Annotated in this window: 9 protein-coding genes; 1 reads left to right on the forward strand and 8 read right to left on the reverse strand. The window is 38.7% G+C overall.

All coding sequences use genetic code 11. The features are described 5' to 3' along the window. Window positions 1–89: 89 nt before the first annotated feature. The 3 genes from ACTQWB_RS10090 to ACTQWB_RS10100 all read right to left on the reverse strand — a co-directional run bounded on the left by ACTQWB_RS10090 (window position 90) and on the right by ACTQWB_RS10100 (window position 1975). Complete coding sequence (locus tag ACTQWB_RS10090) at window positions 90–707, reverse strand: amidoligase family protein (RefSeq protein ID WP_441501725.1); 618 nt, start codon at window positions 705–707, stop codon at window positions 90–92. 126 nt (window positions 708–833) lie between these two features. Beyond that, on the reverse strand, window positions 834–1229 hold the full coding sequence (locus ACTQWB_RS10095) for a DUF4314 domain-containing protein (protein ID WP_441501724.1): 396 nt from the start codon (window positions 1227–1229) through the stop codon (window positions 834–836). Then, window positions 1229–1975 carry a virulence protein gene (locus ACTQWB_RS10100; RefSeq protein ID WP_441501723.1) on the reverse strand — a complete coding sequence of 249 codons (747 nt, stop codon included), beginning with the start codon at window positions 1973–1975 and terminating at the stop codon, window positions 1229–1231. The genes ACTQWB_RS10095 and ACTQWB_RS10100 overlap by 1 nt, the downstream gene beginning before the upstream one ends. A gap of 101 nt (window positions 1976–2076) precedes the next feature. Between ACTQWB_RS10100 and ACTQWB_RS10105 the strand changes: the two genes are divergently transcribed. Beyond that, window positions 2077–3309 (forward strand): hypothetical protein, encoded by a 1233-nt coding sequence (locus ACTQWB_RS10105; RefSeq protein WP_441501722.1) that lies wholly within the window; start codon window positions 2077–2079, stop codon window positions 3307–3309. Window positions 3310–3311: 2 nt separating this feature from the next. On the opposite strand, the gene ACTQWB_RS10110 is transcribed toward ACTQWB_RS10105, so the two are convergent. From ACTQWB_RS10110 to pcrA, 5 genes are all read right to left on the reverse strand, one after another. After that, window positions 3312–5564, reverse strand: coding sequence for a hypothetical protein (locus tag ACTQWB_RS10110; protein ID WP_441501721.1), 2253 nt, complete (start codon window positions 5562–5564; stop codon window positions 3312–3314). After that, window positions 5545–8238, reverse strand: coding sequence for an HsdM family class I SAM-dependent methyltransferase (locus ACTQWB_RS10115; protein WP_441501720.1), 2694 nt, complete (start codon window positions 8236–8238; stop codon window positions 5545–5547). Before ACTQWB_RS10115 ends, ACTQWB_RS10110 begins: the two co-directional genes overlap by 20 nt. 258 nt (window positions 8239–8496) lie before the next feature. Beyond that, window positions 8497–9864, reverse strand: coding sequence for a 23S rRNA (uracil(1939)-C(5))-methyltransferase RlmD (gene rlmD, locus ACTQWB_RS10120; protein WP_441501719.1), 1368 nt, complete (start codon window positions 9862–9864; stop codon window positions 8497–8499). Between the two features lie 265 nt (window positions 9865–10129). Beyond that, a complete protein-coding gene (locus ACTQWB_RS10125) occupies window positions 10130–10363 on the reverse strand; it encodes a hypothetical protein (RefSeq protein ID WP_441501718.1) in 234 nt (77 codons plus the stop codon). A 329-nt stretch (window positions 10364–10692) separates the two neighbouring features. After that, the gene (pcrA, locus tag ACTQWB_RS10130; protein WP_441501717.1) at window positions 10693–12924 is read right to left on the reverse strand and encodes a DNA helicase PcrA; all 2232 of its coding nucleotides are present in this window, start codon (window positions 12922–12924) and stop codon (window positions 10693–10695) included. Between the last annotated feature and the right edge of the window lie 151 nt (window positions 12925–13075).

The raw sequence follows: 13075 nt of genomic DNA on the forward strand, positions 1-13075 counted from the left end.
GGTGGGCTTCCTCCGATCATCAAGCGCCAGAGATACTATCAATCTTTGGACCTGGCTGCATAGTCAGTGATATCTTTGAGATAAATGTGTCAACCAATATTGACAATATCACTCCTTCCGTAATTGCAGCCCTGTGAGCCGTACCAAAGGTCTGCCAAGGCACTCATGGTCTTTGGCTTTTTCTTGTTAATCTGCTCTAAAAACCTTGGGTCTACCGTTCTGCAATATCTGTCCAGTCGGTAATGGTCAAGGTCAAGTGCCTTTGCAATGAGGTCTTCGTGGCTCGCCATGATGTTTGCTAGGTTTCTCATGGTCTGTGGTGTATGCCCCTTTGCTCCAATGTGAATGTGTACCCCGCATCTTCTTGTTGCATCACTCTTTGCCCCGGCGTGTCGAAGCTGTCTAATTAACTCCTGCAAGGTTTCCATGTCTGCGTAGGTAAGAATCGGTGTTACCAGTTCGCATTTTTCGCTGTCGCATCCGGCAATGCTTACATCCCTTTGAAATTTCCATTCTCTTCCCTGTTCGTCCCAAGCTGACCAAGTGTAGTATCCGTTCCTTCCGGCTGTGTTTTCGTAGCGTCCTGTTCCGAAGAACTTTGCCGCAATTCTCGCTGCCTTTTCTCTTGTGATGCTGTTCATTTCGACCTCAACTCCGATGGTCTGCTTTTTCATTTCTGCAATCTGGTTTGTGATTTTCTCGTTCATTCTATGTACCTCCTGAAAAGTATTCGTTTTTCGTTGTGTACATATATCACTCTAAAGCACATAAATTGGAATACCACTACTGGACAAAGATACACACCTTTTATTGTGTATCTTTCCAGCGGTTTTCTACTCTTCCCCATCCGTGCAGACAGCCTTTCCCATCGCAAGTTCCGCCACAATCTTGGCATATCGTTCCTGCTCACTGCCTTCGGAACCCGCCATTGCTTTCATATAAAATTCCAAAGCATCCTCCCGGCTGTCCCATTCTTCCTCATCGTTATAGCAGATGACTTTCACGGTATTCAGTTTTCTACAGGAATCCTCTCCGTAAACAACCCCAAGGCTGCATCCATTATCCCAATGCACATGAATGGTACCTGTGTCATCCACTTCCTTAACAGTTCCCTTTGTGCCACTTGGAATATCTCTGTATGGGTCATTCATGGAAATGAGTTCTACCCTTGAACCCGCCGGGTACTGTTCCTTTACCTTATTTACAATATCTCTTGGTGGGAAAAACATTACTGCTCGCCCCCTTTCTTCGCCCCTGCTTTAAATGCTGCCGAGCCATCAAGTTTTGAAAGAAGGATTTTTCTGTCTGCCTTGAACTCATCACCGATGAACCCAAGCCTTAAAAGGAAACATCTGAATGCATATTTCTCATTCTCATTTTCCTTTGGCTTTGCAGTAACTCTCTTCTGCTTTTTACTCATCTCACAAATGGCTGATATGAATTTAGTGTAGGCAAGTGCCTCTTCCGGCTTTACCTCTTCAAACCAAGGGAAGTTTACAACCTCGTCTTTTTCTTCAATGTGAACATTCTCGATTCCCAAGGCTTTCTTTATCAGTTCGCCTTTTGCTTCAAGCAGGCTTATTAAGTTTCCCATGTCCACTTTTTCAAGTGGTATGGAAACCGTAAGTCCAAGGCTCTCGCCCGTTTCTGCCCCTTTATTCGGCTCACTGTGGGGTTGTTCTGCCCCCACTTCGTTGCTGTCCCATTCTGCCGGGCTGACCCCTGTTGCCAAAACACAGGCATCAACAATCGGTGCAACCTCATCAAGGTCATCAAAATCTCCGAATTCCAATTCGCCATTCTTTCCTACCGTAAAGTTCCCAATTTCGTAGGCGCAGGAAGGAACTCCGAGGTATTTTGCCTTGCCCCCGATTTCCTTCTCGATTGCTTGAACCATAGCCTTTCGTTTGTCCTTTGTTACATTGAAATGTAGTACCATGTTTTGTACCTCCTTATGATTTTTTGGTATGTACATATATCACTCTGAAGGCACATAATAGCAAGCAAAAAAATATATAAAATTTAATTACTGTGTGATATAATTTTTGTAGTTGTGTTTTTAAGGAGGAAGATATTATGTCTATTATCAATCAACCTTTCCAAGGTCAACTCGGTGACATTCTAATTTCGGAGTTAAAAAACGGTTATACAAATTTTACTATTTTCTCTGCATTTGCAAAGAATAGCGGAGTTTTAAGATTAAAAGAATCTATTGAGAACTTCAAGTCAAGTGGGGGATACGTCAAAGCATTTATCGGTATAGATCTAGATGGAACTTCGTATGAAGCATTGCTTAATCTATTTTCACTATGCAATGAACTGTACGTTATTCATTCTGAAAACTTTTCAACAACATACCATAGCAAGATTTATTTATTGGAAGACTCGTCTACCGCTTGGTGTGCTATTGGTTCAAACAACCTGACTGGTGGCGGTCTTTGGACCAACTTTGAAAGTTGTTCAATCCAATCATATGATTCATCGACTGGAAAAAACGAGTTAGAAAACATTTATTCAATAATAGAAAAATATTCTGATACAGACTATTCGTGCTCTACCAAAATAAATTCCATTGATGACATTAACACATTATTAGAGGCAAATTATATATCCAAAGAAGTATCTCAGAAAATTGAGAATATCAGCAAAAGAGTATCCCAGAAGAAAAGGCAAAAGAAAAACAGCTTATTCGGATCTGAGAAGGTTACTATTCCAACAATAATAACCACTCAAAAACCTCATAAGCCGCTTAATAAATCATCTACTCCTGATATCGACTACATAATTACTCCCACCACTGAAAATGTACCTGCTTTTACCAATGAACAATTTTGGTTTGAAATGCGAAAATCAACAGGGGGGTCAAGAAATATCCTAGATTTATCAAAACTTGGACAGATAGAATCCGGTTCTGTCAAAGGAACTCCTTATGAATATTCTGATCCAGCACGAATGTATGGTGGTATAAAATTCTTTGATATTGACCCAGAAGATACTTCAAGACAAAAAAATATCACCATCAACTATCTCGGAAAGGATTATTATCCATCAACAATCAAATTTGCTCCAGATAACGGAAGTTGGAGAATCCAATTAAAAGGTGCTCCAAATGATGATTCTGAAGAATTATCAAAATACGGAAATCGAGGTGATTTCGTTCATAAAATACTTGTATTCGAAAAAATCAACACCGATTATTATGTTCTCTCTCTTTTAGATGAAAGCGAACTTGATCGTGTAAAATCCCTTAGCCGTGTATGGGCACGTAATGGTAGTGGTGCTACTTCAAAAGCATATGGCATGCTCTAAGTTTATCCCAAGGAGGTTGATGCTTTAAAAAAAGCTTCAACTTCCTTTTCTGAATAGTACTTACTAAAAGTATGCAATATATTCTTAAATCTTTCTTCATTTAATCCATACAAAAGTGCTACTAATCTATCTATTTCTGCAATTATTTGTTTTCTAGTAATTTTTCTCTTTATCGGATAAATACTCACATCCGCAAAAAAGTTATCCAGTCTTTGGTCGCTTGCATATAACATTCTTATTCGAGAATTAATATGCTTTTCAATTGTTGCTTTTTCTCCCATATAGACCAACTCTTTTTCAAATGATTTTGTACCCGGAATAGGAATCTGTTTAATTATTGTCTGCGTCAAATCAAGCCCCGCCATTTTTAATCTTACAATATAATCAAATACTACTGAATTAAATAATGCTAGTATGTGTAGCATTTCCTTCTTAGGCAATTGCAAAATTTGAATAGACTGACATGTTGGAATCAACGGAAGAACAGTTGCAAGCATTGTTCTTCTATTGGTAGCTGATGTCAAACTTCTCCAAGCAATCACACCTTCATCATTAAAATTTCTAGATAAATTATTCCAAACTTCTTCTTTTATAAAATAACGAGATTCTGGATACTCTTTGCCCTCTATGTCACAAATCATTTTAGCTGAAGCTTTGTTTTTATACTTATCGCTTTCATTCATCCCTGAAAATGTAGCATATTTAGCGGTATATAGCTCAATAAACTTTCCCTCATATATAGGAATATAGCCATTATCATTCTGTTTAATTATACTCTCCGAATGATTTGTCAAATGAACCAGTCTACCAAATTTACATTCTGGATAACGCATTCCGAATGTATCATATTTTTCATAAATGCTAACTAGAAATTCTAATTCTTCGTTATGACATATATTTGGAATCATTCCCGTTTCAGGATTAAGTTTATTCAATAAATCATATGACAATTCTATTTTTTCTCTATCAACAAATTTTTCATATCGTTCAATATTTAATGCTATGCTAAGATTTTTTGTATTGTTCTTTTTCAAGAAAATGACTGAAAATTCTTCACGAGAATCAATATTGAAAATCTTATTCCGATTTGTAAACATGTATACTTCATACAAATCTTTATTTTTTGTCATATCCCTAAAAAAAGCACTGTACACGGGCATCTTGAGAAGTGACGATTTGACTATCAATCCAATAATACCGCTGTTGCAAACCACATTTCGACATAATTCTGTAAAAATCGCATATGTATTTAACTCACCACAGCTTGATTCGCAAAAGCATTCCTCTTTTTTTATTAATCGCTTTGCCTTTTCGTAATCATCAATAAAACAATTATAAAAAAACTTATTCGTTTCTGAAATGTTCTGAATATATTTTTCTCGCCCTGCTTTTGATCCAATTTCTTGATTTTCTACATAATGCATTAAAAACTTCTTTTCTTCAAATCTAATCTTTTCCCAAGGTGGATTTCCAAGGGCAATCATTACATTGTCGTGTGATACAACACCCATTTCCAATGAATAAAATCTTCCTACCTCTGCCCTCTTAAATTTTTCTAATGGCTCTATATCATTTTTTGTAATCAATAATGGATTTCCTAATAAAATTTTATATCCCGAACTTTCTTCAAAACGCAATCTGTGTCTAGTTATCATTATTGCAATCGGATCTACATCATATCCGTAAATATCTGCACTTATCCCTTTTTGTCTGCATATTCGACATGCTGCAACCAAAAATGCTCCACCACCACAAGAATAATCAGCTATCTTTAACTCATTTACTTCTTCTCTAATATTATTTTCAAGATATTCCTCAATTGCTTTTTGAGTAATCTCATATGCAAATTCTTCTTGAGTATAGTATGAACCCAATATATCTCTATTGTTCTTTCCACCCTCGAATTTCACTTCACCATCCATAATAGAAAAATCTGTTGCTATATAACTTTGGTATAAGCAGTTTATATCAAATGCGTCATAATCATTGATAATAGATAATACCTCAGAAATAAATTCATACGAACCCGGTATTTTCAAGACATAGCACAATATTGATTCTTCAATAATATCATTCATTCCAATAATATTTTCTATTTCATTTGCAGCACAATCAGATTTAATCTCATGTGCGCAAAGAGTCATAAATGCTAAATATGAATATTCAAAATATTTTTTTCTAATATCTTCCCATTCTTCTATATCAATTGTTTTATTCATATATTTAGCAACCAAATTATGCAACTTTGCTGTCATACTTATGAATCACCCCATTTTCATATTGTAGATAAGGAACACCTTTAAATATCTCACTGTGTACTTTATTAAACGATTCCTGTATCCATTTACTATAATCAAAGTCTTTCCCAAACCTATCCATCAAATCAGATACCAATTCAGTTATTGCACATTCAGAAATTAGCACACCATTATCTGTGTTATAATCCAGTTTATATAAAACCATATTATGCAAAATCATATCCATATATTTATTTAATACTCTTTTCATTTCAAACGGCTTTTCCTGTATTTTTTTTACAACCACTTCCGGATTAACTCCTAAATCTTTAGCAACATATTCAAGGACTCCATCGCTTCCTAATGAATTTTTTGATGCTCTTGTTCTCTTTAAGCAGCAAGCCGCATCTATTAGTTTTTCTAGATATTTATCAAGTTTATCGATATCTATTTCCTGCGTTCTATCAATCAAATATGCACATTCACCAACACTATCTTGAAGATGCTTTTCTTCCTCTTCAGAAAGCCCATACTCCTTAAAAATGAATTGGTCTATTTTACTTTCAACTTCTAATTTTAGAAGTTCATTTATCAGATCATCATTAAACATTCGCCAAGCATCATTAAGCAAGTTACCACTAATATTTTGTATATATGTGGACTCATACTCTATATTATTAGGTCTTGTCGATAACATTTTCCTTTTTAGCTCAATACATAATCGTGCTTCTTTTTCAAGAACAACTGAAGAATAAATATTATCATTAACAGGAATTTGTCCAATATATCCGGCCGCTATTGTAAGTTTTGGAGACATCATTCTCACATAATATGCCGCTATTCTTGAATTCAAGAAAGCTAAATGTGCATATTCGTTTCCTTTAACAACTCTAATTCCCGGACCAGACGCAATAAAAATCTGATTATCCAGCAAAACTCTAACATTTAACCCTGCTGTTCCTGTATCACTAAATACCATTTGAGTATCACCAAAATATTTTACATTTCGTAACGCAGACCCCTTTTGAGACTTAATGTACTCGCCTTCCTTTCCCCATTTGACTACACTATCATTTAATCCCTGCCATCTGCAGTAACCGCCCCCATTACTTACAGCAACCCAATCTGTTTCACCAAAATGTTCCCAAAAATAACCCACAAGTTCTTTAGCATTACCTGTCGATGTTCCTTGCATTGGAACTGCAACATTCCGATACGGTTGCTTATTTGCTCCCATTACATTTAAGGTTCCTTTACCAGAAAAATCGTAACCATTCGGTCCATCTAACATATCTTGCCCAATATACAATCTACCTTCATTACTAATTAGCTTATCAATTTTTTCTTTTAATAAAAATGAAGATAAATTTAGTATTTCAACTTTATTATCTGACCTATATTTATTCGAAAATACAATAAGAGAAACATTTGACTTTTCTCCACTAAGGTCAAAAAAAGCACCAGAACCTAGATTCGCTATTTTTTGAATATTGTATTGCGTTGAGAAATAATTTCTTATTTCTTTAAATGACTTCAAATGCATCCATGAATTTTGAGATACTATTCCACATACACCGGTTGGTTTCAACAGATTGTGTATTGCTACCATAAACGAAACGCATGTATCACAGTTTGCATCAGGATAATTTTTTTTCAAAAATTCTTTTTCTTCTTGACGCATTCCCTTTATGGTTGCAAATGGTGGATTAGTTATTATTGCATCTGCATTTGAAAGTGCATCATCCATCCCCAACTCATTTCCATTTACAAGATTAACCACAACACGATTATCTTTTGCTAGGGAACCACAAATCGTATCTTCACTTTTTGTAACAAAGATATTAGGACAAATCTGCTCCCATAATTCATTTGTAACATCGATATTAGCTCGTTTCATTATAGATATTGCTCTTAATCTAATATTCACAATTGCTATTCTGGCAATTGACTTATCAATATCATATCCGTACAATCTACTTGTATTTAAAATAATTTCATCAACATTTATTTTTTCGCCTAAACAGTCACACAAATAATCTAAACATTCCACTAAGAAATTTCCACCACCTGCACATGGATCAACAATCTTTTTAGTCCTTTCATAATCGACAACATTTCCAACAAGGTAATCTATCATGTATTTTTCAGTAAAAAATTGAGTTTGACTATATATATTCCCATCAATAATTTTATTAGTATATTGATACGCCCAAGATAGAATATTATTAATATCTGGAGCATCACAGAATTTCTCTATAAATTCAGCTACAATTTCCTTTAATGAAAAATCTAAAGAAATTTCTTTCTCTTTCCCAGAAATATCTTTATAAATTATTTTATACATTTCATCTGTTTCTTTATCACCCAAATAAAATTCGAACAATGAATAAGCTATTGTAGCCAAAACCACACTCTTTTTGTCATCCTCATTTATATAAAGTCTCTCCGTAATGTTATACAATTTCTTAAGTACTTTTTTTAATTCCCGGCGTACTTCAGACACACTCTCTGTATTAGACTTTATTGGTGATTTTGTTCTAGCATCATTCGGTCTTTTTGCATCTGCAGGAATTACCCACATATTACCAATCATCTTTGCTCCTTCTATTCGTCCTTCTTTACACAAAATCTGTATTCTTCTCTTACTTATATTCCATTTATTAGAAAACTCTTGTACTGGTAAATAGTCCATAATTGATTCTCCCTTCATTTATTTTATTTTAATCTCATTCACGAATATTATCAAGCATTTTCTCATCATTTTGTCATCCATTTTATATTCTCACCCCCCACCAATTATCCATAGTTGTTCTTCAACACCATCCCTCCAACAGGAACATCATTGAACATATATGTTCGGGGCAAGGCAAAAGAAAAAGACCAACAGCAGCACTTCAAATTACTACCATTGGTCTTAAACCCCTTAATTTCTAGACATTTCTGCCTTTGCCTATTTTACCCTTGACATCAACACCACAGTCTCGACATGAACCGTTTCACAAAACTGGTCCACACTACAGCTCCGCCTGATCTCATATCCAGCTGCCAGAAATGCCGGAAGGTCTCTTGCCAGGCTAGTTGGTTTGCAGGAAATATACACAATATTTTCCACTCCATATGCCAGAATCTTCGGCAGTGCCTTGGGATGGATTCCGTCACGTGGAGGGTCCAAAATGATCATATCCGGCTTCTCCGTAAGGTCATCCAGCACTTTTAGCACATCTCCCGCGATAAACCGGCAATTGTCCAGGCCGTTAAGTGCCGCATTTACTTTCGCTGCCTCTACCGCTTCTTCTACGATTTCCACACCGATCACTTCTTTCGCTACAGATGCAAGAAGCTGGGCAATCGTCCCAGTGCCGCTATAAAGATCGAACACTTCTTTCTCCTTAGTGTCTCCGATGTAATCACGTACAATGGAATACAGCACCTCTGCTGCCAGGGAATTCGGCTGGAAGAAAGAAAATGTACTGATCTTGAAGCGCAGGCCAAGCAGTGTTTCGTAGAAATAATCCTGGCCGTAAAGAAGTCTGGTCTCATCGCTTTGCACCACGTCTGACAGGGAATCGTTGATAATATGCAGGATTCCCACAATCTTACCTTCCAGTGGCAGCGCAAGCAGTCTGGAAACAAGAGGTGCATAGTCATACTCTGCCTGGCTGGTGGTGATCACATGTACCAGTATCTCCCCTGAGGTTACTCCTCTTCGAAGAAGCAGGTGGCGCAGATACCCGGTATGCTGCATTTTCTTATAATGCACAGCACCAAGTTCTGTAAAAAAATCCAGCACACAGGAAAGAATGGCTGTCATGTCCGGATGCACCAGCTTACAGTCAGAAGCAGTGAGAACATCATATGTGCTTCCCTTCTTATGAAGTCCAAGAGACAATGGACCATCCTTGTACTCATCCCCGAAGGAAAATTCCATCTTATTGCGGTATCCAAATTCAACAGGGCTTCCATGGATTCCCTCCCAGTGAAGGTCCACATCCTCCCCTACTGCACTCTGCAGCAGGCTTTTCACCTGATTTTCTTTCATCTTCAGCTGCTCTTCATAGGACATGGTCTGGTACATACAGCCGCCACAGGCCGGGAAAATATTGCATACAGGCTCCCGCACTTCCAACGGCGATTTTTCAAGAACCTCCAGAAGTCTTCCCTCTGCCCTGCCAGAACGCTTCTTGTTGATCATAAACCGTACCTTCTGTCCAGGTATTCCATTCTTTACAATTACTTTCTCTCCATCTATATTTACATATCCCTTATTGGGAAAATCGACTTTTTCTATAATTCCTTCGTAAATCTCACCTTTTTTCATTTTCCAGCTTTCTCCATTTTCTACATACTATGATTCCAACAGATTTTCCTATTATATAAGAAAGAATCCTGCTTTGCAGGATTCTCCGCCTGCGGCGGGTCGCTCCATGCGACATCTACCGCTCCGCCGCAGTGCGATCCTGCCCGGCAGGGCTTTTTATGTAATAGGAGATTCCGACGGAATTTCCTATTACATAAAAAATAAGGTATACGGGAGAGCATAACCGCTGCATGCCCGTATACCTTCACATCCATTATTTATTCACTTATTTCTCTTCTTCGTCCTCGAAATAGTCATCGTAATCATCATCGAAGTCTTCCTCGAAATCCTCGAGATAGTCCGGTGCAAAGAAGCGATATACTGCAAATGCGATTCCTGCAACAGCAGCTACAGCGCCAATGATAGCCAGTACCCAGAGGACTGTATTCTTCTGCTTCTCATCTTCTTTTTTCTTAAGTAATGATAATAATTCCTCGAGCTTATCCATTTTAATGTTCATATGATACCATCCTCTCTTTCATACAGATTGCAGATACACAGCTTCCTCTATGCTATAGAACTGTGTTCTGCCATCAACGTCACTGCTGCTTCCGGCTCAGTAACTTTGTGCATGACCGGCACTTTCAGTAGTACCCATCAAGTTTATTTATTATACCACTTTTACAAGTATTTTGCCATACCTATTATCTATATTTTATAGAAATATATGCAATTGATTGCCGTTCACTCCATAACCAGTAACTGCAATTGCTCGAAGCCAATCGACTTTCATTTATGGCAATGTCTGCGTAAGCAGATATGTCCGTTTAGAAAATTCTGCTTTTTAGATCAGATTTTTTTCAGCTTCGCAAAGCTTGCAAACATCTTCTTCACACCGACCTTATCGAATTCCACCGTAACCTCATAGTCACGGCCGCCTTCTACAATCTCCTTCACGATTCCCACGCCGAATTTGATATGACGTACCGTATCCCCTACTTCGTAATCCAGGGAACTCGCCTTTGTCACTTTAAATTCCTTTGGTTTATAGTTCCGGCTCTGAAGGATTTCTTTCATCCTGGAATACTTCGCTGGTGCCGGAATCAGATCCTCGGCCTTTGGCTTTTTCTCCTGGATCGTATGTCCTAAATCCACCAGTTCCCTTGGAATCTCTCTTACGAACCGGGAAACCTTGTTATACTGGGTCTCGCCGCGGATCATTCTCTGCTGTGCACAGGTCAGGGTAAGATCCTTCATCGCCCTGGTAATTCCCACGTAGCAAAGCCTTCTCTCCTCCTCCAATTCCCCGTCATCGCCATAACTGATGGTCATATGGCTGGGGAAAATGCCATCTTCCATTCCCACCATAAACACTTTTGGGAATTCCAGACCCTTGGCACTATGTAATGTCATAAGAAGTACATAATCCTGTTCCGGATCTACTGTGTCAATGTCAGCAACCAAAGCTACTTCCTCCAGAAAGCATGAAAGTGTAGCTGGCTGATTCTGCTCTTCCATGGCTTCCTGATAGGCCACTGTCTTGGAAATCAACTCGTCGATATTCTCAATTCTGGCTCGGGATTCCTCCGTGTCCTCTGCCTCTAACTCTGCCACATAACCAGTAGAGTCGATCACCTCCTGCAGGATTTCTTCAACTGTCAGCACAGCCGCCTTGCTCTTTAATGTCTGGATAAAAGTAACAAAACCATCGATCTTAGACAAACTTCTGCCAATGGAAGGAACCTCCTCTGCCACACGAAGCGCTTCATACAGACTGATTCCCATATTGTCTGCATAATCCTGTACACGTCCAAGTGTAGTAGCTCCGATGCCGCGTTTGGGCACATTGATGATTCTCTGTACCGCCAGGTCATCCCTTGCATTATCAATTGTCTTAAGATAGCACAGAAGGTCCTTGATCTCCTTGCGGGCGTAGAAGTTCACACCTCCTACAAGCTTATACGGGATATTTGCCGCGATAAATTTCTCCTCAAAAATACGGGACTGGGCATTGGTGCGGTAAAGGATCGCGCAATCCCGGTAACTTCCAAGCCCTTCCCTCTTCAGCTTACTGATCTCCCCGGCTACATATTCAGCCTCCTCATAAGCATTAAAAAACTGGCGGAAATGTACCTTATTTCCCTCTTCATTCTCCGTCCAGAGTGTTTTCGCCTTACGCTCTGTATTGTTGGCGATCACCTGGTTGGCAGCACTCAGAATATTCTTCGTAGACCGGTAATTCTGCTCCAGGCGGATAACCTTTGCATCTGGAAAAACACGCTCAAATCCAAGGATATTCCCGATATTCGCCCCGCGGAATTTATAAATGGACTGGTCATCATCACCTACTACACAAAGATTCTGATAGCGCTGTGCCAGAAGGCTGATAAACTTAAACTGGGCGGTATTGGTGTCCTGATATTCGTCCACCATGATATATTTAAAACGCTCCTGGTAATACTCCAGCACTGCGCCGCAGTTCTGAAAAAGCTCTACTGTTTTTACGATCAGGTCATCAAAATCCAGGGCGTTATTTTTACGCAAAGCAGCCTGGTATTCCCGGTAAACAGCTGCCACTTTCTTCATATTATAATCACCGGCAGCCTTCATTTCCATGTCATCCGGTGTCAGCAGCTCATCCTTGGCATGGGAAATCTGGGCAAGAAGGGAACGCTCTTTATAAACCTTGGTATCAATATTCAGCTTCCTGCACACATCCTTCATCACCGACTTCTGGTCATCCGTATCATAAATGGTAAAATTGGTATCATATCCCAGATTGTCAATGTGACGTCTCAGAATCCGTACACATGCTGAATGAAAGGTAGACACCCAGATACTCTCAGAACCAAATCCCACCAGCTTGTCCACACGTTCCCGCATCTCCTGGGCTGCCTTATTGGTAAAAGTAATGGCCAGGATATTCCATGGATTTACCCCCATCTCCTCCATCAGATAAGCGATTCTATGGGTCAGTACCCTGGTCTTACCTGACCCGGCACCTGCCAGTATCAGAACAGGACCCTCTGTCTGCGCTACAGCTTCCCTCTGGGGAGGATTTAACGTATCATATATGCTCATTTAGGTTCTCCTTTATTGATTCTGTCCTTCATTATACATGAAATCAGCGTCTGCCACAACCCCATACTGCTCAAAAAAGCAAACATAGATTCGATTATCCAGGAAACTTTTCCCACAAACTTTTTGCAAACTAAAAAAAAACAGTTTACAA

This window comes from Blautia sp. HCP3S3_H10_2 (assembly GCF_052122375.1).
Taxonomy (GTDB): domain Bacteria; phylum Bacillota; class Clostridia; order Lachnospirales; family Lachnospiraceae; genus Blautia_A.